This window comes from Pseudomonas sp. S3_A09 (assembly GCF_054668065.1).
Genome location: NZ_CP162752.1, coordinates 2,403,022 through 2,428,776 on the forward strand (window position 1 = coordinate 2,403,022; position 25,755 = coordinate 2,428,776).

Annotated in this window: 20 protein-coding genes; 9 read left to right on the plus strand and 11 right to left on the minus strand. The window is 63.2% G+C overall.

Annotated features, from left to right (window positions below; genetic code table 11):
• The first annotated feature begins 42 nt into the window (after positions 1 to 42).
• Genes spoT through AB4N92_RS11485 form a run of 3 tightly spaced genes read left to right on the plus strand, consistent with a single transcriptional unit; the run spans position 43 to position 3,353 of the window.
• Positions 43 to 2,148, plus strand: coding sequence for a bifunctional GTP diphosphokinase/guanosine-3',5'-bis pyrophosphate 3'-pyrophosphohydrolase (gene spoT, locus AB4N92_RS11475; protein WP_016975931.1), 2,106 nt, complete (start codon positions 43 to 45; stop codon positions 2,146 to 2,148).
• A gap of 24 nt (positions 2,149 to 2,172) precedes the next feature.
• Entirely contained in the window at positions 2,173 to 2,553 is a 381-nt protein-coding gene (locus AB4N92_RS11480) for a RidA family protein (RefSeq protein WP_003176922.1), read from the plus strand.
• 56 nt (positions 2,554 to 2,609) lie between these two features.
• A complete protein-coding gene (locus tag AB4N92_RS11485) occupies positions 2,610 to 3,353 on the plus strand; it encodes a hypothetical protein (protein ID WP_010207518.1) in 744 nt (247 codons plus the stop codon).
• Between the two features lie 124 nt (positions 3,354 to 3,477).
• Here AB4N92_RS11485 and AB4N92_RS11490 read toward each other — a convergent pair whose 3' ends face one another.
• Positions 3,478 to 4,329 (minus strand): SDR family oxidoreductase, encoded by an 852-nt coding sequence (locus AB4N92_RS11490; RefSeq protein WP_021492593.1) that lies wholly within the window; start codon positions 4,327 to 4,329, stop codon positions 3,478 to 3,480.
• Between the two features lie 189 nt (positions 4,330 to 4,518).
• Between AB4N92_RS11490 and exbB the strand changes: the two genes are divergently transcribed.
• From exbB to AB4N92_RS11520, 6 genes are all read left to right on the plus strand, one after another.
• Entirely contained in the window at positions 4,519 to 5,499 is a 981-nt protein-coding gene (exbB, locus tag AB4N92_RS11495) for a tonB-system energizer ExbB (RefSeq protein WP_010207521.1), read from the plus strand.
• A gap of 6 nt (positions 5,500 to 5,505) precedes the next feature.
• Complete coding sequence (gene exbD / locus AB4N92_RS11500) at positions 5,506 to 5,931, plus strand: TonB system transport protein ExbD (RefSeq protein ID WP_003195519.1); 426 nt, start codon at positions 5,506 to 5,508, stop codon at positions 5,929 to 5,931.
• A complete protein-coding gene (locus AB4N92_RS11505; RefSeq protein ID WP_010207522.1) occupies positions 5,928 to 6,677 on the plus strand; it encodes a TonB family protein in 750 nt (249 codons plus the stop codon). Before exbD ends, AB4N92_RS11505 begins: the two co-directional genes overlap by 4 nt.
• Positions 6,678 to 6,898: 221 nt before the next feature.
• A complete protein-coding gene (locus AB4N92_RS11510; protein WP_010207523.1) occupies positions 6,899 to 7,819 on the plus strand; it encodes a hydrogen peroxide-inducible genes activator in 921 nt (306 codons plus the stop codon).
• A gap of 8 nt (positions 7,820 to 7,827) precedes the next feature.
• Positions 7,828 to 9,903: an ATP-dependent DNA helicase RecG gene (recG, locus tag AB4N92_RS11515; RefSeq protein WP_010207525.1), complete on the plus strand. Its 2,076-nt coding sequence runs from the start codon at positions 7,828 to 7,830 to the stop codon at positions 9,901 to 9,903.
• A 127-nt stretch (positions 9,904 to 10,030) separates the two neighbouring features.
• The gene (locus AB4N92_RS11520) at positions 10,031 to 11,431 is read left to right on the plus strand and encodes an aminoacyl-tRNA deacylase and HDOD domain-containing protein (protein ID WP_021492591.1); all 1,401 of its coding nucleotides are present in this window, start codon (positions 10,031 to 10,033) and stop codon (positions 11,429 to 11,431) included.
• 117 nt (positions 11,432 to 11,548) lie between these two features.
• Here AB4N92_RS11520 and AB4N92_RS11525 read toward each other — a convergent pair whose 3' ends face one another.
• From AB4N92_RS11525 to AB4N92_RS11570, 10 genes are all read right to left on the minus strand, one after another.
• A complete protein-coding gene (locus AB4N92_RS11525) occupies positions 11,549 to 11,923 on the minus strand; it encodes a hypothetical protein (RefSeq protein WP_010207528.1) in 375 nt (124 codons plus the stop codon).
• A 124-nt stretch (positions 11,924 to 12,047) separates the two neighbouring features.
• Positions 12,048 to 12,968: a type VI secretion system-associated lipoprotein TagQ gene (gene tagQ, locus AB4N92_RS11530; RefSeq protein WP_010207530.1), complete on the minus strand. Its 921-nt coding sequence runs from the start codon at positions 12,966 to 12,968 to the stop codon at positions 12,048 to 12,050.
• Between the two features lie 84 nt (positions 12,969 to 13,052).
• A complete protein-coding gene (locus AB4N92_RS11535) occupies positions 13,053 to 14,762 on the minus strand; it encodes an SUMF1/EgtB/PvdO family nonheme iron enzyme (protein ID WP_010207531.1) in 1,710 nt (569 codons plus the stop codon).
• The gene (locus tag AB4N92_RS11540; RefSeq protein WP_045791500.1) at positions 14,755 to 15,939 is read right to left on the minus strand and encodes an ABC transporter permease family protein; all 1,185 of its coding nucleotides are present in this window, start codon (positions 15,937 to 15,939) and stop codon (positions 14,755 to 14,757) included. Before AB4N92_RS11540 ends, AB4N92_RS11535 begins: the two co-directional genes overlap by 8 nt.
• The gene (locus tag AB4N92_RS11545; RefSeq protein WP_010207533.1) at positions 15,939 to 16,643 is read right to left on the minus strand and encodes an ABC transporter ATP-binding protein; all 705 of its coding nucleotides are present in this window, start codon (positions 16,641 to 16,643) and stop codon (positions 15,939 to 15,941) included. The genes AB4N92_RS11540 and AB4N92_RS11545 overlap by 1 nt, the downstream gene beginning before the upstream one ends.
• Positions 16,643 to 19,597 carry a serine/threonine-protein kinase gene (locus AB4N92_RS11550; protein ID WP_045791499.1) on the minus strand — a complete coding sequence of 985 codons (2,955 nt, stop codon included), beginning with the start codon at positions 19,595 to 19,597 and terminating at the stop codon, positions 16,643 to 16,645. Before AB4N92_RS11550 ends, AB4N92_RS11545 begins: the two co-directional genes overlap by 1 nt.
• Positions 19,594 to 20,313: a PP2C family protein-serine/threonine phosphatase gene (locus AB4N92_RS11555; RefSeq protein ID WP_010207536.1), complete on the minus strand. Its 720-nt coding sequence runs from the start codon at positions 20,311 to 20,313 to the stop codon at positions 19,594 to 19,596. The genes AB4N92_RS11550 and AB4N92_RS11555 overlap by 4 nt, the downstream gene beginning before the upstream one ends.
• Positions 20,314 to 20,967 carry a type VI secretion system-associated protein TagF gene (tagF, locus tag AB4N92_RS11560; protein WP_010207537.1) on the minus strand — a complete coding sequence of 218 codons (654 nt, stop codon included), beginning with the start codon at positions 20,965 to 20,967 and terminating at the stop codon, positions 20,314 to 20,316.
• On the minus strand, positions 20,964 to 24,464 hold the full coding sequence (tssM, locus tag AB4N92_RS11565; RefSeq protein WP_010207538.1) for a type VI secretion system membrane subunit TssM: 3,501 nt from the start codon (positions 24,462 to 24,464) through the stop codon (positions 20,964 to 20,966). Before tssM ends, tagF begins: the two co-directional genes overlap by 4 nt.
• A complete protein-coding gene (locus tag AB4N92_RS11570; protein ID WP_010207539.1) occupies positions 24,461 to 25,750 on the minus strand; it encodes a DotU family type VI secretion system protein in 1,290 nt (429 codons plus the stop codon). The genes tssM and AB4N92_RS11570 overlap by 4 nt, the downstream gene beginning before the upstream one ends.
• Positions 25,751 to 25,755: the final 5 nt, after the last annotated feature.

Sequence of the window (25,755 nt, forward strand, 5' to 3'; positions counted from 1 at the left end):
TAGCACGGCGCGGGGTCACAGCCAACGGCAGGAGTTCACACTTTGCCGAGCATAGACGCCCTCGCCGATCGCTTATCGGCCTACCTCGGCCCAGACCAGGTCAACCTGGTCCGCCGAGCGTATTTCTACGCCGAACAAGCCCACGACGGTCAGCGCCGCCGCAGTGGCGAGGCGTATGTCACCCATCCTCTTGCGGTGGCAAATATTCTTGCCGACATGCACATGGACCATCAGAGCCTGATGGCTGCGATGCTGCATGACGTGATCGAAGACACCGGTATTGCCAAGGAAGCGCTCAGCGCGCAATTTGGCGAAACCGTGGCCGAACTGGTCGACGGGGTCAGCAAACTGACCCAGATGAACTTCGAAACCAAAGCCGAAGCCCAGGCGGAAAACTTCCAGAAGATGGCCATGGCCATGGCCCGCGATATCCGGGTGATCCTGGTCAAGTTGGCCGACCGGCTGCACAACATGCGCACGCTGGAAGTGCTGTCCGGCGAAAAACGCCGGCGCATCGCCAAAGAAACCCTGGAAATCTACGCCCCCATCGCCAACCGGCTGGGCATGCACGCCATTCGTATCGAATTCGAAGACCTCGGTTTCAAGGCCATGCACCCGATGCGTTCGGCGCGCATCTACCAGGCGGTCAAGCGCGCGCGTGGCAACCGCAAGGAAATCGTCAACAAGATCGAAGAGTCGCTGAGCCACTGCCTGGCGATCGACGAGATCGAGGGCGAGGTCAGCGGGCGGCAGAAGCATATCTACGGCATCTATAAAAAGATGCGCGGCAAGCGCCGGGCCTTCAACGAGATCATGGACGTGTATGCGTTCCGGATCATCGTTGACAAGGTGGACACCTGTTATCGCGTGCTGGGCGCTGTACATAATTTGTACAAACCTTTGCCAGGCCGCTTCAAGGATTACATCGCGATCCCCAAGGCCAACGGCTACCAGTCGCTGCACACCACGTTGTTCGGCATGCATGGGGTGCCGATCGAGATCCAGATCCGCACCCGCGAAATGGAAGAGATGGCCAACAACGGCATTGCTGCCCATTGGCTCTACAAATCCAGCGGCGACGAGCAGCCCAAAGGCACCCATGCCCGCGCCCGCCAGTGGGTCAAGGGCGTGCTGGAAATGCAGCAACGGGCCGGCAACTCCCTGGAATTCATCGAAAGCGTGAAGATCGACCTGTTCCCGGACGAGGTCTACGTATTCACACCCAAAGGCCGGATCATGGAGCTGCCCAAAGGCTCCACGGCGGTCGACTTTGCCTACGCCGTGCACACCGATGTGGGTAACAGCTGCATCGCCTGTCGGATCAATCGTCGTCTCGCGCCGCTGTCCGAACCGCTGCAGAGTGGCTCCACGGTCGAGATCGTCAGCGCTCCGGGCGCACGCCCGAACCCGGCCTGGCTGAACTTCGTGGTCACCGGCAAGGCCCGCACGCACATCCGTCACGCGCTCAAATTGCAACGCCGGTCCGAGTCCATCAGCCTGGGCGAACGCCTGCTGAACAAAGTCCTCAACGGTTTCGACAGCGCCTTGGACAAGATTCCTACAGAGCGCGTGCAAGCGATGCTCCACGAGTACCGCCAGGAAACCATCGAAGACCTGCTGGAAGATATTGGCCTGGGCAACCGCATGGCCTATGTAGTCGCCCGCCGCCTGCTCGGCGAAGGCGAACAGCTGCCGAGCCCCGAAGGTCCGCTGGCGATTCGTGGTACCGAGGGCCTGGTGCTCAGCTACGCCAAATGCTGCACACCGATCCCCGGCGACCCGATTGTCGGCCACTTGTCGGCCGGTAAAGGCATGGTGGTGCACCTGGACAACTGCCGCAACATCACCGAAATCCGCCACAACCCGGAAAAATGCATCCAGCTCTCATGGGCCAAGGATGTCACCGGCGAATTCAACGTCGAGCTGCGGGTGGAGCTGGAACACCAGCGCGGCCTGATCGCCCTGCTCGCCAGCAGCGTCAACGCGGCCGACGGCAACATCGAGAAGATCAGCATGGACGAGCGCGATGGCCGCATCAGCGTGGTCCAGCTGGTGGTCAGCGTGCACGACCGCGTGCACCTGGCCCGTGTGATCAAGAAACTGCGCGCCTTGACCGGGGTCATCCGCATCACCCGTATGCGTGCATAACCGCTCTACTACAAGGAGTCATTCATGACCAAGACTGTTATCACCAGTGACAAGGCCCCAGCCGCGATCGGCACCTACTCCCAGGCGATCAAGGCGGGCAACACCGTCTACATGTCCGGCCAGATCCCGCTGGACCCAAAGACCATGGAACTGGTGGAAGGCTTCGAAGCACAGACCGTACAGGTCTTCGAAAACCTCAAGTCGGTCGCCGAGGCTGCCGGCGGCTCGTTCAAAGACATCGTCAAGCTGAACATCTTCCTCACCGACCTGAGCCACTTCGCCAAGGTCAACGAGATCATGGGCAAGTACTTCGAACAGCCGTACCCAGCCCGCGCCGCCATCGGCGTTGCCGCCCTGCCAAAGGGTGCGCAGGTTGAGATGGACGCGATTCTGGTCATCGAGTAAAACACCCGGCGCAGCCCCCATAGGCTGCGCCGATTTCGTTTCAGAAGGATTTCATGATGCGCAAAGCGCTTGTAGCCTCATCACTGCTCGCCCTGTTGCTTGGCGGCTGCGCCAGCAACCCTGCCGACCGGGATGCGGGCGGCACCTGGATCAACCAGGTCGCCATCGATGCGGCAGCCAAAGGCGGCCCTTTGCGTGAAGCCCTGCAAAGCTTCGGCCCGAACCTCGAATGGGAGGTCAATACCAAGGCCTCGCAGGCACGCTACTACAACGGTTTTGAAGTAGCGGAAGGCAAGTTGCTGAGTGAAAAATCCGGCGCCTGGAGCGTGGACTTCTACGGCAGCTCCGCCACCGAACTCAAGCGCAAAGGCAAGCAACTGCTGCAAGTGGCTAATGATAACGAGCCTGAACAGTTGTTCGCCCGCCCCAAAGAGCCTGCGCCGGACGGTGCGCCCATAGGCGCCAACTTTGAGCGTGCGTTGTATGCAGCCTACATGGGCGGCGACTGGAAGATCAGCGACGGCTTCGGCAGCGGCGCCATCGTACAGTTCCAGGCTAACGGCAAGGTCGCCGGCCTGCCGAATGTCGATCAGTACTCGCTGTGCCTGGCGGGCGATTGCGCGTCCATGAGCGGCGGCTACGACAGCATCTGGCTGCAACTGAATGGCCAGGGCAATCCGTGGATCTTTATCCGCAAGGGTAAACAACTGGAGATCTTCCAGGCGGTCAACACCGCGCAGGCGGATGAAGTGCCTTCGTTTACGCCAGGCCCACGCCAGTGGTTGCTTGAAAAGCAATAAGTAGCCGAACACAGACCCAAATGTGGGAGCGGGCTTGCTCGCGAAAGCGGTGTATCAGCAACACATTCAGTGCCTGACACTGCGCCTTCGCGAACAAGCCGGCGCCCACATTTTTCACCGCATTTCAGCCTTTGAGGATCGCCGCGTAGCCTTCCCGGTAAGTTGGGTACGTCGGCACCCAACCCAGCGCCTTGATACGCGCATTGCTGCATTGCTTGCTGCCGGCGCGCCGCACACTGGCGTCATCGGCCCATTCGGTCACACCCAGGTACTCGCGCAACCAGTCCACCACTTCGGCCAGTGGCGCGGGCGCATCGTCGACGCCGATGTAGACCTTGTCCAGCGAACCGCCCTTTTCTACATGCCGCAACAAAAAGGCCAGCAAACCCGCAGCGTCTTCCGCGTGAATGCGGTTGCCATATAAAGGTGGGTCGATTGCGACGCGGTAGCCTTGGCGAACCTGAGTCAGCAGCCATTCGCGACCGGGGCCATAAATGCCCGTCAGGCGCACGATACTGGCCGGGATGCCGCTGTTGAGCGCCACCTGCTCAGCCTCCAACATGACTTGCCCGGAATATCCCTTCGCCTGGGTTTCCGACGTTTCGTCGACCCACTCACCCTTCTGCTGTCCGTAGACACTGCTGCTGGATACAAACAGCAGGTGCTTCGGCTCCTGGCCGTAGTCGCCCAGCCACTCCAGCACATGTTTCAGCCCTTGTACGTAAGCGGCGCGATAGCCAGCCTCGTCGTGATCCGTCGCAGCGGCGCAGTACACCAGGTAATCCACCCCGCCGATCGGCCAGGTGTCAGGGCACTCCTTCTTGAACAAGTCCCCGGCAATACCGATCACGCCATCAGGCAGCCGCGAAATATCGCGGCGCAGGCCATGGACCTCCCATTCCGAGGCCAGCAACTGGCTGGCCAGCCGACTACCTACATCGCCACAACCGGCTATCACAACAGAAGGCGCTGCCATCACAAAAAACTCCGTACTGAAAGGTCTAGGTTAGCCTTCGCAGATGACCGTCGGCCAGAAAAAGGACAAATAAAGTAACTGTATTACTTTTGTTAACAAGAATTACTTGCAATAATAACCGCCCATTTGTCCTCGACCCCATGGGTCTGGAAGGACGATCACTCATTTTTTTACTCAGGTCCGGCCAGCATGACACGTAATACAACCCCCGCTTCGCCAACCAAGCTTCACAGCCCATCCCGCGCCTGGCGTGCGATTGCTGCGCTGCTGTTCAGCGTACTGCTGGCACCGACCGCTGCCTTCGCTGACGCCACCGCGCCAGCCACCCCGGCTGCAGCCGAGCAAAACGCCGCGGCACCGGCCGCTCCCGCCGCAGCGCCCGCTGCTACCGACCCGGCCCAGGCTGCTGACCCAGCCTCCGCCGACGAGACCGGGGTGGTTCTGGAAGGAGACAACACCCTGGGCATGGCCCACGACCTGTCGCCATGGGGCATGTATCAGAACGCTGACGTGGTAGTGAAAGCCGTCATGATCGGCCTGGCCATCGCCTCGATCATCACCTGGACCATCTGGATTGCCAAAGGCTTCGAGTTGCTGGGCGCCAAACGTCGCCTGCGCAACGAAATCGTCCACCTGAAAAAGGCCACTACCCTCAAGGAAGCCAGCGAAAGCGCGACCAAGAAAGGCACCCTGGCCAACACCCTGGTGCACGACGCGCTGGAAGAAATGCGCCTGTCGGCCAACACCCGCGAAAAAGAAGGCATCAAGGAACGTGTGGCCTTCCGCCTGGAGCGCCTGGTGGCGGCCTGCGGTCGTAACATGAGCAGCGGCACCGGCGTGCTGGCGACCATTGGTTCGACCGCGCCCTTCGTCGGTCTGTTCGGCACCGTGTGGGGCATCATGAACAGCTTCATCGGCATCGCCAAAACCCAGACCACCAACCTTGCCGTCGTTGCCCCAGGCATCGCCGAAGCCCTGCTGGCTACCGCCCTGGGCCTGGTTGCCGCGATTCCTGCGGTGGTGATCTACAACGTCTTCGCCCGTTCGATTGCCGGCTACAAGGCTCAGGTATCGGACGCGTCGGCAGAAGTCCTGCTGCTGGTCAGCCGCGATCTCGATCACCTGCCTACCGAGCGCAGCTCGCAACCGCACATGGTGAAAGTGGGGTAATCGGCCATGGGCCTGCATTTGAATCAAGGCGACGACGAACTCGTCGAGAACCACGAAATCAACGTCACGCCGTTTATCGACGTGATGCTGGTGCTGCTGATCATTTTCATGGTGGCGGCACCATTGGCGACCGTGGACATCAAGGTTGACCTGCCCGCGTCCAGCGCCAAGCCGGCGCCGCGGCCGGAGAAGCCGATCTTCCTCAGCGTCAAGGCGGACCAACGCCTGTTCCTGGGTGAAGAAGAAGTCAAGGCTGAAACCCTGGGGCCGGTGCTCGACGCCAAGACCCAAGGCAAGAAAGACACGACGATCTTCTTCCAGGCTGACAAGGGCGTGGACTACGGCGACCTGATGAGCGTGATGGATGCCCTGCGGGCAGCCGGCTACCTCAAGGTAGGCTTGGTCGGACTTGAGACGGCAGCCAAGAAATGATCACGACGCGCCACAAACTGACGCGTTATGGCACCAGCCTCGCCGTCGTACTGGGCGTGCATGCCGTCGCGATCGCTATCGCGCTTCATTGGTCAGCGCCGCGTACGGTGCAGTTGCCGCCGGCGGCCATGGTCATCGACCTGGCGCCGATGCCCGCACCGCCACCGCCAGCGCCGCCCAAGGTGGTGACGCCGCCGCAGCCGCCTGCACCGGTGGAAGAGCTGCCCCTGCCGAAACTGGCCGAGGCACCCAAGCCAACGATCCAGGTGCCCAAGCCGGTCAAACCCAAGCCCAAACCACAGCCGCCGAAGCCAGTGGAGAAGAAGATCGAGCCGCCCAAGGAGAAACCCTCCGAGGATCCGCCGAGCGACGCTCCGCCGACCCAGGCACCGGCTGAGAAATCGGCCCAGCCTGTACCAGGCCCCTCTCCGCAGCAAATCGCAGCGAAGGCATCCTGGGAAGGCACCCTGCTGGCTCACCTGCAGAAGTACAAGAAGTACCCGCCAGGCGCCCAGGCCCGTGGCAAGGAAGGCCTCAACCGCCTGAAGTTCGTGGTCGATGCCGACGGCAACGTGCTGTCCTACGAGTTGGTGGGCCGCTCCGGCAACGCCGACCTGGACCGCGCCACCCTGGATATGATCCGCCGTGCCCAGCCGTTGCCCAAGCCACCGGCAGACATGCTCAGAGGCGGCAGTATCGAGATCGTTGCACCGTTCGTGTACAACATCGAGAAACGCCGCCGCTAAGGGTTGCAGGCATCAGCTTGTGTAGGAGCTGGCTTGCCTGCGATAGCATCACCTCGGTGCAATTGATAGACCGAGGTGCCTGCATCGCGGGCAGCCCAGATGGGTTTATCGCATCAGCAAAATCACCGATATTCCCCGCTCAATCCCCAGCAAAGTTCTGATAACGTGCGTCTATCGATTGCAGCCGGTATGCTTGGCCCGCAACCTCATGGACGCCCGCTATGACTCTTACAGAATTACGCTACATCGTTACCCTCGCCCAAGAGCAGCACTTCGGCCACGCGGCCGAGCGTTGCCATGTCAGCCAGCCGACGCTGTCGGTGGGCGTGAAAAAGCTTGAAGACGAACTCGGTGTGCTGATTTTCGAGCGCAGCAAGAGCGCCGTGCGCCTTACGCCGGTGGGTGAAGGCATTGTTGCCCAGGCCCAGAAGGTGCTGGAGCAAGCGCAGAGCATTCGCGAACTGGCCCAGGCCGGCAAGAACCAGCTGACCGCACCGCTGAAAGTCGGCGCCATCTACACGGTCGGCCCGTACCTGTTCCCGCACCTGATCCCGCAACTGCACCGCGTCGCACCGCAGATGCCGTTGTATATCGAAGAAAACTTCACCCACGTGCTGCGCGACAAACTGCGCAACGGCGAGCTGGACGCGATCATCATCGCCCTGCCGTTCAACGAAGCCGACGTGCTGACCCTGCCGCTCTACGACGAGCCGTTCCAGGTGCTGATGCCGGCCGACCATCCGTGGACCAAAAAAGACACCATCGACGCCGCCTTGCTCAACGACAAGAGCCTGCTGCTGCTCGGCGAGGGCCACTGCTTCCGCGACCAGGTCCTGGAAGCCTGCCCGACCCTGACCAAGGGCAACGACGGCGCCAAGCACACCACCGTGGAATCCAGCTCCCTGGAAACCATCCGCCACATGGTCGCGTCCGGTCTGGGTATTTCGATCCTGCCGCTGTCAGCAGTGGACAGCCATCACTACGCCCCCGGCGTGATCGAAGTGCGCCCACTCACGCCGCCGGTGCCGTTCCGTACCGTGGCGATCGCTTGGCGCGCCAGCTTCCCACGGCCGAAAGCGATTGAGATCCTCGCCGATTCGATCCGCCTGTGCTCGGTGGCCAAGCCGACAGCTGCGAGCTAAGCAACGGTATGACTGAGCTGTCGCAGGTGTCGGTGACGGCACTCAAGGGTGTCGGTGAAGCCATGGCCGAGAAGTTGGCCAAGGTCGGCCTGGAAAACCTCCAGGACGTCTTGTTCCATTTGCCCCTGCGCTATCAGGACCGGACCCGCGTCGTGCCCATCGGCCAGTTGCGCCCTGGGCAGGATGCCGTGATCGAAGGCACCGTCAGCGGCGCCGACGTGGTGATGGGCAAGCGTCGCAGCCTGGTCGTGCGCCTGCAGGACGGCACCGGTGGCCTGAGCCTGCGCTTCTACCATTTCAGCAACGCGCAGAAGGAAGGGCTCAAGCGCGGCACCCGCGTGCGCTGTTACGGCGAAGCACGGCCCGGGGCATCGGGCCTGGAGATCTATCACCCGGAATACCGCGCGATCACCGGCGACGAGCCGCCGCCGGTCGACACCACACTCACCCCCATCTACCCGCTCACCGAAGGCCTGACCCAGCAACGCCTCCGCCAACTGTGCATGCAGACGCTGACGATGCTCGGCCCGAAAAGCCTGCCCGACTGGTTGCCGTTGGAGCTGGCCCGCGATTATCAATTGGCGTCGCTGGACGATGCGATCCGCTACCTGCATCACCCGCCCGCCGATGCCGATGTCGACGAACTCGCACTGGGTCATCACTGGGCCCAGCACCGCCTGGCCTTCGAAGAGCTGCTGACCCACCAACTGTCCCAGCAACGCCTGCGCGAAAGCATGCGTTCGCTACGTGCGCCGGCGATGCCCAAAGCCACCCGCTTGCCCGCGCAGTACCTGGCCAACCTCGGCTTCGCACCGACCGGTGCCCAACAGCGCGTCGGGAATGAAATCGCTTACGACCTCAGCCAGCAGGAGCCCATGCTGCGCCTGATCCAGGGCGATGTGGGCGCGGGCAAGACCGTGGTCGCCGCCCTCGCCGCCCTGCAAGCGCTGGAAGCCGGTTATCAAGTGGCGTTGATGGCACCGACCGAGATCCTCGCCGAGCAACACTTCATCACCTTCAAGCGCTGGCTCGAACCCCTGGGCCTGGAAGTCGCGTGGCTGGCCGGCAAGCTCAAGGGCAAGAACCGCGCGGCAGCCCTGGAACAGATTGCCGGCGGCGCACAGATGGTGGTGGGCACCCACGCGCTGTTCCAGGACGAAGTGCAGTTCAAGAACCTCGCGCTGGTGATCATCGACGAACAGCACCGCTTTGGCGTGCAACAACGCCTGGCCCTGCGTCAGAAAGGCGTGGGCGGACGTATGAACCCACACCAACTGATCATGACCGCCACGCCGATCCCGCGCACCCTGGCCATGAGCGCCTACGCCGACCTCGACACCTCGATCCTCGATGAACTGCCGCCCGGCCGGACTCCGGTCAACACCGTATTGGTCACTGACACCCGGCGTGTCGAAGTGATCGAGCGCGTGCGCGGCGCCTGTGCCGAAGGGCGCCAGGCGTACTGGGTGTGCACGCTGATTGAAGAGTCCGAGGAGCTGACCTGCCAGGCTGCCGAGACCACTTATGAAGACCTCACCAGCGCGCTGGGTGAACTCAAAGTCGGCCTGATCCACGGGCGCATGAAGCCCGCTGAAAAAGCCGCGGTGATGGCCGACTTCAAGGCCGGCAACCTGCAACTGCTGGTGGCCACCACGGTGATTGAAGTAGGTGTGGACGTACCCAATGCCAGCCTGATGATCATTGAAAACCCCGAACGCCTGGGCCTGGCGCAGCTGCACCAGTTACGCGGCCGGGTCGGCCGGGGCAGCGCCGCCAGCCATTGCGTGTTGCTCTACCACCCGCCGCTGTCGCAGATCGGTCGTCAGCGCCTGGGCATCATGCGCGAAACCAACGACGGTTTTGTCATTGCCGAAAAAGACCTGGAGCTGCGCGGCCCTGGGGAAATGCTCGGCACTCGCCAGACCGGCCTGCTGCAATTCAAGGTCGCCGACCTGATGCGCGACGCCGACCTACTGCCGGCCGTGCGCGATGCGGCGCAAGCGTTGCTCGAACGCTGGCCGGATCATGTCAGCCCGTTGCTGGATCGCTGGCTGCGCCATGGGCAGCAATACGGCCAGGTGTGACCTGAGGCTTTGTAGGCGCGGGCCAGCCCGCGCCTACAAATGAACCGCGTCACAAACCTCAGTTAGTCGACCAACAGTTGTATCAAGCTGGTTATACTTCGTTGACTGTAAGAAATTGGATCAGGCCATGTCAGAAGTTGCCCTCGCCACAGCCCCACTGACCGCCCCGCCGGTCATTCGGGCTCTGCTCGCAAAACTCGCCATCCCCTACACGGAAGTCGCCGATCTACCGGGCCTGAATCCTGCGCAAAAAATCCAGGCAGTATTGCTGGAAGACGCGGTGGGCGCACTGATGGTGCTGTTCCCGCAGAACCAGTTGCTTGACCTCAACCGCCTCGCCGAACTCACCGGTCGCCGCCTCACGGCCGTGTCGCCGGATCGCGTCGAGCGCATGCTGGGCAAACACGAACTGACCCTGCTGCCGGGCCTGCCACCGCTCACCAGTTCACCTTGCCTGTACGAAGGCAGCCTGCTCGACGAACCCAGCCTGCTGGTGCATTCGGGTGAAGCAGGCCTGTTGCTGGAGATCTCCAGAGACGCCTTCAAGACGATGCTCACCAAGGCCAGCGCCGGCCACTTCGGCGAGCCGTTGAGCAATATCCGCCCCAACCTCGACCGCCCCAATGATGACCGTGAGGAAATCACCCAGGCGATGCAGGCGTTCACCGCCCGCCGTATCCAGCAACGCCTGGAAGCGACTATCGAGATTCCACCGCTGGCCGATACCGCGCAGAAGATCATCAAGCTGCGCGTCGACCCGAACGCCACCATTGATGACATCACCGGCGTGGTCGAGACCGACCCGGCGCTGGCCGCACAAGTGGTGAGCTGGGCCGCGTCGCCGTACTACGCCTCGCCGGGCAAGATCCGCTCCGTGGAAGACGCCATCGTGCGCGTGCTGGGCTTTGACCTGGTGATCAACCTGGCGCTGGGCCTGGCACTGGGCAAGACGTTGAGCCTGCCCAAAGACCATCCGCACCAGTCCACGCCGTACTGGCACCAGTCAATCTACACCGCCGCCGTGATCGAAGGCCTGACCCGCGCCATGCCGCGCGCCCAGCGCCCGGAAGCCGGCCTGACCTACTTGGCCGGCCTGCTGCACAACTTCGGTTACCTGCTGCTGGCCCACGTGTTCCCGCCGCACTTCTCGCTGATCTGCCGTCACTTGGAGGTCAACCCGCACCTGTGCCACAGCTATGTCGAGCAACACCTGCTGGGCATCAGCCGCGAGCAGATCGGTGCCTGGCTGATGCGCTACTGGGACATGCCGGATGAGCTATCCACCGCCCTGCGCTTCCAGCATGATCCGACCTACGATGGTCAATACGCCGAATATCCGAACCTGGTGTGCCTGGCCGTGCGCCTGCTGCGCAGCCGCGGCATCGGGTCCGGGCCGGATGAAACCATCCCCGACGAGTTGCTTGAGCGCCTGGGGCTGAGCCGGGAAAAGGCGGACGAAGTGGTGAGTAAGGTGCTGGATGCCGAAGTGTTGTTGCGCGAGCTGGCTTCGCAGTTCAGCCAGGGCTGAGCCACCCACACCCTGTAGGAGCGAGCTTGCTCGCGAAAAACCTGACAACACCGCGGGGCTCCAGACACCCCGCGTCATCGTTCACGACCTTCGCGAGCAAGCTCACTCCTACGGTAGTTACTTCTTTTTCTTCGGCTTCAAATACTTGGTCAACCCCTGGAACCAGATCACCAGCGCCGGGTTGCCCTTGATCTGGATCGACTTGTCCTGAATCCCCGTCATGAATGCCAATTGCTTGTTCTTCGCCTGCATCGTAGCGAAGCCGTAGGCGGCATCTTTAAAGGCGATGGCGAACGCCGGCGACGGGTGAACACCCGAGCGACTGGTGATGCGCTGGTCTTTGACGATGAAATGACGAGCAACCTTGCCGTCGAGGGTCTGCAGCTGGAAGGCCAGGTCTTTGTCACCCAGTTGCTGCTGGAAGGCGGGATTGGTGCGGCTGGCTTTGCCCATCATCAGGCCCAGCACCCACAGGAGAAGACGAAATTTCATGCACACGGCCTCGGTGTAATTATTGAGTGGCCGCAGCAGTTTAACGATTTGCTAAAGGAACGCCACCGATCTTGCGCATTAGCGGAAGATCGGCTGGCGTTTGACGCTTATAGCAGCATTTTGTTTAAACGTTAGGGCAAGGTACCGGTGCCCAGTCGGCCAGGTTCGGATCGCGGCAGCTGCCTTCGAGTTGTGCCTTGCCGGCGCTGGCAACCTGCTTGCTTTCAGCTTGCTTGGCCTGCACGGTCTGGATGCTCTTCTCGGTGGTGACTGCTTCTTTTGGCACAACCGGCAGCTTCTTCGCGACTTTCGGTGGCGTCTTGCCTTTCTTGGCGGGTACCGGTGGCGGCGTTACGTCGGCTTGGGCCACGGTGACTACGTCGTTACGCTGCACACCCACTTGCTGCAGGTCTTTTTCGTAGGCCTGGGTGTAGTTGTTCAGGTCTTCGCTGGCCTTGCCGTTGACGGCAACGATCAGGTCATTGGACTCCTTCAAACCCGCAACGATTTCCGCCAGGCGCTTGCGGCCTTCGGTGTCGTTGACGGTCTTGGCTTTGCGGTCGGCCACCAGCTTGGTGAACGCGCTCTGGTAGCACTGCTGCGAGGCTTTGGCGTAGGCGGTGCTGCGGTCGATATCCGATGCGCTTTTATTGAAGTCTGTGGAGTAAGAGGCAATGCGCTGGTTGTCATCGCTGATCTGCTTCTGACGCTCGGTGTAGTAACCCGCCGCGCCGCCGGCCAGGGCGCCGCCAGCGGCACCGATGGCAGCGTTACGGCCGCGCTTGTCGGAGTCGCCGGTCAGGGCGCCCAGCAGTGCACCACCGGCAGCGCCGATGGCTGCACCGGTCACAACCGACTTGGTCATGTCCGAATCGGTCGCGCGCAGGTGTTGCACCGGCTCGTAGCAGTTGGGGTAGTACTCGACCTTGGTGCTGGACGCGACCTTGGAGGCCGGCGACGTGGCGCAACCGGTCAGCACAGTACTGAAACCGGCCGCGATCAGCAGCAAGTGACGCTTGGAAACCGCCTTACGGGAAAAAAGCATAGGTGTGTTCTCGTTTAAGTTTGACTTGCCCAGCACGGCCCACCGCCGCCTGAGTCCCTTCCAAGCTCGCCATACAGCCAGCGCTCATCGCTGACCGCTCGCTGCGAGCAGTTCCTTCAAGATCGTTGCCGGGTCGGCCCGCTGTTGCTTGCGGTAGTTGCCAACATGGCGAACGAACAGTGTTGCGCGCGTCACCAGGCTCTTGCCGAGCACCGGCTTGCGATCCAACTCCTCCTTGATCCGTTGAAACTGCGCCTGGATCACCGCATCGGTGTAACGCGTGCCGGTGGCCAGGTTGTCGATATAAATCGCCACCGCGCCATCGAGCGCGCTGCGGCCATTGGTGATGGCCATGTCAAACAGCTGCGCGCTGGCCTCGTCCTTGTTGTCCAGGGCCTGCTGGCGACTCTTCTGCAGGTTGGCCAGGCGGATGTTGTAGTTGGCGATGGTTTCGGCCACCAACGCGGCCGACTGGATCAGGTTGCCCGCCGCCTCTTCGCGTTGCTGGGCGATCAGCGAGACGTTGCGCTTGAGCTCTTCATTGACCAACCCCAGCTCGGCTTGCAGCTTGGGGTCGACGCTGGCGGCGATGATGCTGTCCAGGCGCTTGGTCGGGTCCTGGGCGTCGTCGATGGCGTCGGTCAGCGAGGCGAGGCGACCTTCTTTCTGCCACTGGGCGAACAGTTCCTTGTAGCGCGAACGCGGTGCCGACAGTGCGCCGATCGCCACGCGAAAACCGGTGGTCTCGTTGCTTTGCTCGGTGCCGTCGGCGGCGAACAGTGGGTACTCACGGCGCATGCCGGTAAACAGCGTGCCCTCGCCTTCGAGGTAGTTGCCGCCCTTGACCACAAAGCCGCCATAAGCGCCCTGGCGACGCCCGGCGTGCACCAGCTGGAAGGACTCCTGGACCATTTCGGCCGCATTGCCGATCACATCAAACAGGCCAATCGGGTTGGGCAATTTGGTGCCGATAGGCATCAGGCGCGCGGCTTGGCCGGTACCGCCGGCCACCTGGTTGAACACAGCGTAATCGCCGAGCGGGCCGTCGCTGTCACTGCCGTCGACACGACGGGGGAACAGGCGCCCTTCCAAGTCCTGGCGGCTGACCGCATGGCCGCCGCGTGCGGCGAATTCCCACTCCACTTCGGTGGGCAGGCGCACAAAACCGAGACCACCGTCATCCGCCGAAGAACCGCGACCACTCACCGGCAGTAGCTCACGGTGGTATTTCATCAGCCAGGCGCTGTACACCGCCGAGAAACGCTCGGCCTCAAAGCGCGACAGCTTCACCTTGGGCAAGCGCGCGGCCATGCCAGTGGGCGCATCGCACGCAGGCGCGGGTTCACCGCTGGCCAGCGACTGGGCCTGGGACATCACCTGGGCGTACTGGCGTGCGGTCACTTCGTACTTGCCGATGAAGTACAACATGGGCTTGAGCGGGGTCTTGGCGTCGGTCTTCGGCATCAACGGCGCGATGACTTTGTTCCAGTCTTTCGGGAGATCCTTGAGGGTGAACTGGCCATTGATGAAGTCGCGGCGGTAGCCGGAAATAAACGACTGCTGATAGCCCGCCTCGCCTTCGGCAAAGGGGTAGCCGAGGTTGATTTCGCGGTCGTCCAGGGAGCCCTGGGCCAGCACATAGGCATAGCGGAACACCATGTTGCCTTCGCACGGCAGCGGCAGGCTGACGTCGCCTTCCAACGGCTTGGGGTTGTCGAGCTTGTCGCTTGCCTCGTCGGCCCAGGCCATTGAGGCCAGGCTCAGCGCCACACAGGCGCCCAGTAACTTAAACATCTCTGATTCCTTCAGAAGCCTGGATCCGCGCCACTCGCCAACCACCACAGGCCGCCGCCACGGCGCTGACGCCCATGACTGCAATCAGGGCCAGGCCGTAATGACGCGCCAACAGGTGGCTGGCGTATTCGCCCGGCACCTGCACAAAAAGCTTATTCAACGCCGCCTCGGCCACGCCATACAGCCCAGCACTGAGCACGGCAGCAAACCCTGCGCTGTACAGCGCCTGCACCACCACGAACAACAGCAGCCCGCCCGTGGAAAACCCCAGCAGGCGCAGCACCGACAATTCCCGCCGCTTGCGCGCGACGGCGGCCAGGGCCCCGGCAAAGATCGCCGCAAACGCCCCCGCCAACGCCAAGCCGCAGATCACCCAGAACACGATCGACAGGTTGCGGCTCAACGACTGCACCTGCGCGATGGTCTGTGCCTGGGTCGACACTAATAAATTCTGCCCCGCGAAGTACACCCGCAGCGGCTCCACATCAGTGAGGTTACGGGCATACAAGCGAAACGCCGGGTAAACCCGCTGCTCATTCGTCCCCACCGCCTCACCGCTCCAACCCAACGCGGGCACTGCACGACCGTCGCGGTAGTCTTCCGCCCCTTCCAGCAGTTTCAGATCGGCAAACAAGCCGTCACGGGCAAAGGCTTCCAACGGCAATACCGCCAGCACCTGCAAGCGCGTGCGTTGGGCTTCCACGCGTCCCGCCACTTGCCGTGCAAAGCTGGTTTCCAGCCAATCCCCTGGCCGCGCCGCAAGCTTCTCGGCGGCGGTGTGGCTCAGCACGATCTGACCCAGGCCCTGCGGCACCGGCAGGCCGGCCAGCAACGGGTCACCCGAGGCGGTCGGTAGCATCTCCAGGACCAGCGTGCCCACCTGCGCGGTCGCCGCAATCTGCCGCGTACGCGGCAGCGCGAATGCCACATCGTTGCGCTGACCGAGCTGCTCGATAAAGGCGCTGCTGAATCGACCACCGCCCAGCGGAATAATTTCACGGGTGGCGGGGTCGGTCTGCAAACGTTCGGTCAAACTGCTAACCAGTCCAAATTTCAGGCCGAATAACACCAACAACGGTGCGATGACGGCGACCAGCGCCAGCACCGAACAGGCGGACAGCCAGGCATCGTTGCGATAGTCCTGCCAGGCCAGCGACGCCACCAGACCGATGCGCATCAGCACACCTCCCCGAGGGTCGCCGTAACGCCGCCATCGGCGTCGCGACGGCAACTGATGCGCCGCACCTGCAAGCCACTGGCGCGGGCCAGGGGTTCATCATGGGTAGCGATCACACACGCCGCACGGTGTTCACGAGCCTGGGCCAGCAACGCCTGCATCACGCGCTCGGCATTCAAGGGGTCGAGGGACGCCGTCGGTTCATCCGCCAGCACCAGTTGTGGCGCATGGGCCAGGGCGCGGGCACAGCTGACGCGTTGGCGTTGGCCCACCGAAAGCGCCGTCGGCTTCTTGGTCAACTGGTCGCTGATCTCCAACTGCTCGGCCAGGCGCGCCACGCTGCCATCGTCCTTCAAACCCAACAGTTGCCGGGACAACGCGATATTGCCGCGCACATCGAGAAACCCCAGCAGACCGCCGGTTTGCAGCACATACCCCAGATGCTGGCTACGCAGCGCGGCCAGGGTGGATTGCTGATCGCCGTGCCATAGCCCGGCTATGTCCTGCTGATGGAATTCGAACTGCCCGACCTGATCCGGCGCCAATACCAGCGCCAGCAAATCCAGCAAGGTGCTCTTGCCGCAACCACTGGGCCCGACAATCGCCAGTTGCTCACCCGCACGCAGCGCCAGCGCCGGGATCACCAGGCTATAGCGCTGGCTACCGACGCCTCGGCTCTTGTGCACCGCGCTCAGGTTCAGCATTACGGCAACGTCGACAACGGCACGCGGTACAACGCATCGCCCGGCTCGGCATCGCCGAAACGGACCCAGTTGGCCAGGTCATTGTGGAAGGTTTCGTAGAGGCGGATCTTCGAGTCCAGCTCATCGATGAAGTCTTCCTGCTCGGCCACGCTCAACGACAACCACAGGTCCTGGGTCATGTTCAGCGACTTGCTGCGGTACGGCAGGCCTTCCAGGTATTCGCCGAGAATGCCGCCGTCGGCCAGGTTGCCGCCCTTGCGCAAGGCCTGCGGGTCGCGACTCATGTAGGCCGAAGCGCTGGCGATTTCCTGAAAGAAGTCCTTGGGCGAGGTCTGCGTCTTGCGCGCCGCGTCGACGATCAACTTCAGCGACTGCTGCAGATCGTTGAGCTGCAGCTTGGTCAGCATCACGCACACCTGGAACGCCGGCAGTGCCGGGTTGGTCAGGTCGCGGTCGGCGGTCCAGGCGCTGACCAGTTGCGGCGCCTGGCTTGCGGTTTTGCGACCGAGGAAATCCATGTGCATGGCATAACCGACGGCGGCGGATTTGTCCGCCAGGCTCGGTGCGCTGTTCAGCAACGGCACCGGCTGCGGCGTGTTGCTGCGCACCTGGTGCACCAGGTTGGCGAACACCGTACCGATCTCATCCACGCGCTCACCGAGTTTGCGCACGTCGCCCCCAGGCACCGCGGTGTAGAGGTCGCCGATCTGCGGGTTGGCGTCGGCGGTGAGGATGCGGTACTGGCTCTCGGCGCCAGCATGGGTTTTCTTGCCGGCGTCGGTGCGCAAGTGCAGGGCGTAGATCTTGATCTGCTTGCCCAACGCGGCCTGGCGCACTTCGGCTTCGTTCATCTGGGTGGCGGCAAAGGGATCGTTCTTGCGCAGCGCACCCGCATCGGTGACCAGCAGAATGATGCGCCCGCCATAGCCGGACCAATCCATGCCATCCACCGCCTGCATCACCCCGGCAAACGCGTCTTCGTTGAACGAGTGGCTGGACACAGTGGACGCCTTGACCTGGCGCGCCATGTCGAGGAAACGCTGCGGGTCGCGGCCCTGGTCGAGGGTGATCAGGGTCTTGGCGACGTATTCCAGGCCAGGGGTTTTCTTGATGCTGCTGCGAAAGCCCACCATGCCGAAGCTCACGCTGTCCAACTCGCCCCGCTCGCCGATACGGGTTTGCAGCTCATGCACGACGTCGCGGACCTGGTCGATGTAGGGCTGCATGGAAACGGTGGTATCGACCACGAGAACCACCGCCGTGCGAAAGGCGTCGGCATTGGCGCTGATCACCGGTGTAGCCGGTTTGGCGGCGCTGGTGCCTGGGTCGATGGAGGCCACATTGAGCAACTGCACCGGCTGGCCGTTTTCGTCGAAGCTCTCTTTGGCGTCGAAGATCGGCAGCAGGTAGAACTGGTTTTGCGGCACGGCGCTGGCGGCCGGCTCCAGCGCCAGGATCTGGCTGTTGTCTTCGCTGTTTTTCTGCGCCTTGGCCAGTACGCCTTTGGCGGCGGCCGGGTCAGCCAGCAGCTTTTCCACTTCAGCGGATTGGCGCAGGAACATCACCGGCGCCCGCCCCGAACGCTCGGTGAATTTGAGCACCAGGCTCTGCTTCCAGTCGCTGACCTGGGACGCAGGCAACCAACCGTCACTGCGACCATCGGTGGCGGCGCCGACACGTACCCACGGGCTGCCGTCAACGTCCTTGCGTTGGTAGACGTAGAGCACGGAGAACGCCGGCAGGGCTTTGCCCGGCGCGCTGCCGGCGTCAGCGGACAGCTTGGCGCCCGGCTTGCTGAGCACGCGCTGGAACAGCGTCTTCTTGCCTGCCATGAGCAACGGACGTTGACCGCCATCCGCTTCGGCCACAGGCGAAGCCACCGTAGGCACTGCCGCAGCGGGCGGTTTGGCCACAGGCTCATCGCCGCCACTCAACCACCAATAGCTCGCGCCACCAATGGCCAACGCAACCGCCACCGCAACAGCGGCCAGTGCCAACACCGGACCACGGCGCTGCTCGCTGTGCTGGATCGGCGGCACCACCGGTTGGCGCACCGGCTGGGGTTTTTCGGTAGGGATTTCGATGGATTCCGGGGTGATGCCGGCTAAATCAAAACTCATCGGGATCGGCAGCGGCCGCACTAACGTGGCTTCCGGCGACTCCGACGGCAGGTTATCCAATGCTTGTAACAACGCTGCCGCATCCGGAAAGCGCTCCGCCGGATCCTTGGCCAACAGCTTGCGCAGCACTTCCTGATAACGGCCGTGGTGCACCGGTAATTCGGGCAGCGGTTCGGTCAGGTGCGCCAGCGCCGTCGACAGTGCATCCGTGCCGGTGTACGGCAGCTTGCCGACGAGAATCTCGTACAGCACCACGCCCAGCGCGTACAGGTCCGCCCGACCATCAATCTCTTGGCCCCGCGCCTGCTCCGGGCTCATATAGCTCGGCGTGCCCACGGCAAAACCGGCCTGGGTGAACTGGGTGCGATCATCCAGCGACTTGGCGATACCAAAGTCGGACAACACTGCCGTGCCATCCGCGCGGAACAGAATGTTCGCCGGTTTCACATCGCGGTGTACCAGGCCCTGAGCATGGGCATAGCCCAGTGCCGAGGCGATCTGGCGGATCAGCGTCACCCCCTGCTCCGGCGTCATGCCGGCGGCGATGCGCTCTTTGAGCGTGCCGTTGGGCAGGTATTCCATGGCCATGTAGTACAGCTCACCGACATTGCCGATGTCATGGATGGTCACCGTGTGCGGATGCGACAAGCGCGCCAGGGTCTTGCCCTCGCGCAGGAAGCGCTCGCAGAAGCTCGGGTCGGCCGCCAATGCCGCCGCCATCACCTTCAAGGCCACTTTGCGCTCCAGGGAACGCTGGGTCGCCAGGTACACGCTGGCCATGGCGCCTTCGCCAATTTCGCCTTCGATGTCATAACCCGGGATGACGATGTTCATGGTGATACCTTCACGACGATGGCAGTGATGTTGTCCGGCGCACCCCGGCTGAGCCCCAGATGCACCAGGCTGCGCACGATTTCATCCGGCGTGTCGTGGCCCAGGACTTCGCGGATTTCATGGTCTTCAACGGTCTTGTTCAGGCCGTCGCTGCACAACAGGTAGCTGTCACCGGGGGCGATCAGCAGGTCGACCACCGCCAATTCCAGGTACGCCTCCACGCCAATCGCTCGGGTGACGATGTTGGCGCGTGGATGCGTGCGCGCATCAGCTTCGCTGAGCAGACCGCTGTCTTGCAGGTCTTGCACGTAACTGTGGTCGCGGGAGATCCCTTCGAGCACGCCATCGCGCAGGCGGTACAAGCGACTGTCGCCAGCCCACAAGCACACGCCGCGCAAGCCACGCGCGGCCAACAGCACCACGGTGCTGCCCATCATGGTTACGCCACGGTGGGCGGTTTCTTCGCGCACGGCGGCATTGATGCGCAGCAGGTCATTACGCAGCGCTGCGGTGTATTCATCCAGGGAACGCCCTACCGGCACGCTGCGCAGGCTGTCGACGATCAGGCTGCTCACATAGTCCCCCGCCGCATGCCCGCCCATGCCGTCGGCCACCACCCACAGGCGGTTTTCCGGCAGGTCCAGGCAGGCGTCTTCGTTGACCTGGCGGACCATGCCCACATGGCTTTTGCTCGCGGATTTGTACGTCGACCCCATCTACACCACACCTTCTTGTCCGAGCAAAAACTGCGCAAAATCGCCAGCGGCAGGCAGGCCCTGACACCGCAACAAACCAGGGGAAATACGTTGTGACCCACGGCCCCACCACAGGCTCGCGCCGTCGCAGGCCTGTTCGGCGAGGGCGGTCATACGCTGGTGCGGTTCGGTGGCGGCCACCCGTTGCAGGCCGGCGAAACGGCTGTCTACCGCGCGCGACTCAGTCGACGGGAGGCCCAGGGCATCGAGGCCTTCATTGAAGCTTTCGAAGGTAGCCCCGGCATCCAGGGTGCTGAGCAACAGCGCTTCGGTCTGCTCGAACCAGCTGTCCGGGCCACCTACCAGGGAGGCAGGATTGGTGTCGTGATCGAGCAACGCCACCACCGCCAGCGGGAAGTAGCGTCCGACCCGATCGATGCTCGGCATCACCACGCCTGCCGCCGCGTCCGGCCCGCACACCCCGGGCGCCAGCACAAAACGCCACAACGGGCTGACCAGGTACGTGTTGAGCCAGTCACCGCCGAGGCTGTTTTGACTGGCAAGCAAACCTGCTGCCAGCCAACTGTCCCATGGGCCGATGAAACTCTGGGGCAAGGCGCGGCTGACAAAGTCACCGCGGCTGGCCAACTTGCCGTAGAAACCCACAGTCGTCATAACCGCTCCGGCAGGCTGAAGCCACTGAGCACGCGGCTCTTGAACGGGTTGAAGGCGCTGTTGGCGCGCAATTCGTAGGCGATGCTTGCGCCATCGACGCGCAGGCGCAGGTTGAAACGGTCCGGCGAGTTACCGGCGGTGAGGTCTGACTGCTCCAGCAAGCGGAACCAGGCCCAGGGCCCGTCCAGGGTCACGCCGGAACGGCCACTGGCCGACGGCGGCATGATGGAGATACGCACCACGCCAATGCTGCCGGGGTTTGGCCATTGCATCGCTACCGGGCGGCTCGGGCCGTGATCGTAGCTCAGTTGTTGGCCGTCGAGGTCCAACAGGAACTGAGTGATGGTCGGGTCCATCGACACCGGCTTGAGTTCGAAACGCACAATCGGCTGGGTGCCACCGGCGCGGAAGAACGCATCGCGAATGGTCGCGGCACGCTGGAAGGTTTGCAGCACGCCCGGCGCAATCCCAAGCTTCTGCGCCGCGCCCGGCTGCCAGCGCCAGGTCTGCGCGGAGGTGTCGACGTAAGGCTGCAGGTACTTGCGGAAGTAGTTGTCCATCACCCCGCCCACGCCAAAGAACTGCCCGAAGTCATCCAGGGTCGCGTCACGCGCGCTGCCCGGCGACATCGGGTAACGCCCGGCCAGCGACTGGCGATACACGTTGACCACTTCGCTGACCCAGGCCGCGTTCAGTTGATTGCGCACCCCGCCCATCATGCTATTGGTGGTGGAATTGACCACCGACTTGACCATGCCCTGCACCAGCGGTGGCTGGCGCTCGGCATTCAGGCTGACGCGCGTGGCCGCAGCCGCCGCTTGGTTTTTCGCCTCACCGAGCAACGCGTCGCCGCTGGCGCCGACCATGGCGCTGACCTGCACATACAGCGCATTCATGTCCGTGAGCAGGCCATCGATGGCCGCCGGCTCGCCTTCGTTCTTGCTGACGATGCTGTTGAGTTCGGCAAAGTGCGCGGTCACAGGATCATCCGCCGCCGCTGGCGCATTCGCAGCCGGCTGCTCTTGGCCGAGCAGGCTGCCCAGGCGCTCCTTGAGCTTGTCGACACCCCCTTCTACCGGCACGCCTTTGGCGGCCAACTGGCGTTCTTCGGCTTGCAGATCGGTTTCCTTGGCCACGGCCACCAGCAGCTTTTTCAGCGGCGAGGTCGGGCCGGAAATCACCCGCAGCACGTCGGCCGCCTGGGCCACGCTGGTGATCGGCACGAAGTCGATGTCCGCCAGCAACGCATCCCACTGGCGCTGGTAATCCTGGAAATACAGGCGCCGCACATCGGCAGCCAGGCTCACCACGTTCTGCTGGTCGGCCTGTTCGTGCCCCAACACCCATTGTTCTTCAGCGAGGGTGCCGGTCTGGTTCAGGCTGCTCAGCAGAAACGCCTGGCGATAGCCCTTGGCGGTGAAGAACCCACTCAACGGCTCGCCCAATGGCTTGCCACTTTTGCGGCTGAACACCAGCGCAGCGTCACGGCCGGCGGCTTCGTTGAGGCGAAAGTCCGGGATGCCTTCAGGCAGTTTCTGGCGCTTGACCCGGTCATACACACGTTGGGCCACCGGCAGTTGTTGCAACTGGCGACGCAGGTCGTCGATCAGCCGGGGATCCAGGCGCGCAGTGGGCGGATGGCGTTCGAACAGCGACTGCAAGTGCCCGGCCAGCGCCTGGCGCTGATCCGCCGGCAGGTCGCGTGGCAGGTTGCGGTCCCAGTCGAGGGCGATCCAGGCCTTGATGAAGTCCGGGTCGTAATGCTCGGAATCGGCGAGCATCAGGTAGGCCTTGAGGCCTTCGTAAAGGAAGTCGGAATTGCCGCCGCCGTGCAGTTGTTCTTCGATACGCGTCACCAGGCGTGGTGCGAACACCGCGATCAACAGCTTGCGGTAGACGCTGGCAGACTCGGCTTCAAGCATGTCGCCCTGGTACAGCCCCAACCCTTCGGACCAGCTTGGAGAGTCGCCCGCCAGGTTCTTCACAGCGTTGAGCAATGGCAGCACAGCGAGGATGTCACGCTGCGCCGGGCTCAGGTTCTGCACAGTCTGGCCCAGCGGCGCGACCTTCTGGTCGACCTGGGCGATATACGCCTGGTTGGCGCGGTAACTCACCCACCACAAACTGCTGACCACCACGACCAACGCAACGGTGGCGGCGAGCACACCGCGCGCAATCCACTTGCGTCGACGCTCGACCTTGGGGTTCACACCCACTAGGCCACGCTCGGCAAACGCCACGGCGGTGAAGAGTTTTTCGATGAAGTAACTGCGCCCTGTGCCGCTCTGACGCGCCAGGTGCTGGCGGTCCAGGTTCATGCTCTGCGCCATCGCACCGATCAAGCGATCAATCGGACTGCCTTCTTGGGTGCCGCTGGTGAAATACACACCGCGCAGCAGCACACGCTCTTCAAAGGCATTGGGCTTGAACACACCTTCGAGGAAGCTTTGCAGGCAATCCTTCAACGCACCGAACTGCTGCGGGAAGCCGTAGATCAGGTCGCGCCGCGCCGGGTCACGCTCCTGTTGCAGGCGTTCGACCAGACGTTCGTTGAGGCGCTGTTCCAGGCCGGCGAACTCGCTTTGCAGGTGCGCCAGCGGGCTGTCAGTGTTTTTGCCGTCGTCCAGGGCAAAGGTCATGCCCCACACCTGGGCGCGCTCTTCCTTGCTCAGGTTGTCGAAGAACTCCATGAACCCTGGCACCAGGTCGAGTTTGGTGAGCATCAGGTAGATCGGGAAACGCACACCCAGCTGGGTGTACAGCTCCTGGATACGCAGACGGATAGCGGCGGCATGGGCGGCGCGCTCGGCGTCGGTGCCGAGCAACAGGTCCGACAGGCTGATGGCAATGAAGGCACCATCGATGGGGCGGCGCGAGCGCTGCTTTTTCAGCAGGTCGAGAAAGCCCAGCCACGCGGCTTTGTCCACCGTGGAGTTGCTGTCCTGGGTGGTGTAGCGGCCGGCGGTGTCGAGCAACACCGCTTGATCGGTAAACCACCAGTCGCAGTTGCGCGTACCGCCGACGCCGCGCACGGCACCGGCGCCCAACTGGGCAGCCAACGGGAAGTGCAAGCCGGAGTTGACCAACGCAGTGGTCTTGCCCGAACCCGGAGGGCCGATAATCACGTACCACGGCAGCTCGTAGAGGTTGCGGCGTTCGTCGCCGCCCAACTTGGCCTTTTTCAGCAGCGCCAGGGCCTCGTCCATGCGCTGACGCAGGGTGGTGAGCTCTTCGGCAGTAGCAACGCTGTTGGGGTCGGCCGGGGTTTCTGCCGCCAGGCTGCGCATCACTTCGGCCGCTTGGCGCCGCGCCTGGATGATGCGAAACACGCGGTAGGCGATCCACACCGCGAACACCAGGATAATCAGCGCCCAGCGGCGCCCTTCCGGCACCAGCACGTCGAGCAACGGCCCCACAAACCAGATGATCAGGCTCAGCGCGATCAAGCCCAGCACGGGGATCACCCAGCGAATCATGAAACTGAAAAACGCCTTCACTCGACGCCCTCCGCCAATACGGTGATTTCAACCCGACGATTGCGGGCACGGCCTTCGGCGGTGGCGTTGGTCGCCACCGGCTCGGTGTCGCTGCGACCCTCGGCGCTGAAGCGATCCGCCTGGCCCGTCTTGGCCGCCAGGATCTCCAGCACCGACTTGGCCCGCGCTTCGGACAGCGCCCAGTTGGACGGGAAGCGCAGCGTGGCAATCGGGCGATTGTCGCTGTGTCCGGTGACGCGCACCTGGCCCTTGACCTTGCGGATGGCGTCGGCGATGCGCAGCATCAGTGGCTGGTAGTCATCGACGATGCTCGAGCTGGCGGACGCAAACAGTTCATCGCCACGGATGGTCACCACGGAACGGTCGACTGCATCTTCAACGGCAACGCGCCCGGCCTTGATATCTTCCACCAGGAAGCCAGCCAGGCGCGGGCGTTCGATGACTTTGGGCTGCGCCACCGGGCGGTCGATGGCCTGCACCGGTATCTCGCCCAGGGCATGGATATTCTTGAACACCGGCTCGGCATCCGACGCCAGCTTGAGGCGCAAGCCGAACAGCAGCGCCAGCAGCAGCGCGACACCGATGGCCACGGCGATCCACGGTGGCATGAATTGCGCCAGGCGATCACGGGCCACGGTCACGCCACGCCAGTGCGGCGACAGTTCACGCTCGTGTTCGCCACGCGCACTGCGAATGGCCGCAGCGGTACGTTCACGCAGGGTTTCCAACTGGCTGCGACCGTCGTTCATCACGCGGTAGCGGCCTTCAAAACCCAGGCACATGCACAGGTACAACAGCTCCAGCAGATACAGGCGTTCCCGTGGGCTTTGCAGGCAGTGATCGAGCAACTGGAAGACCTTTTCGCCACCCCAGGCTTCGTTATGCACGGTGATCAACAGGCTCTGTTTACCCCAGTCACTGGTGCTGCCCCAGGGTGTGCTCAACACCGCTTCATCCAGCGCGGTGCACAGCGCATAACGGGCCAGCAGCACTTCGTTGCGGGCGATACCGGCCGCTTCGGCGCGCTCTTCGAACTGGCGCAGGTAGGCCAGCAACTGCGCGCGCAGGCTGGCCGGCGCTGGATGGGCGATGGTGTTGCGCAGGCGCGTCAGCAATGCCAACAGCGGGCCAGCGGCGCTTTCCAGCGGGTTGAGGCCCTGGCTCTTGCCGGTAAGCATCGGCGCGGCCGGCATGGCCAAAGGCGCAGGTTCGGCACGCGCAGGTTCCGGCGCTCGGCCACCCGGACGCGGCATGAACTGGGTGCGGTCATCATCATTGGGATGCATCGCGG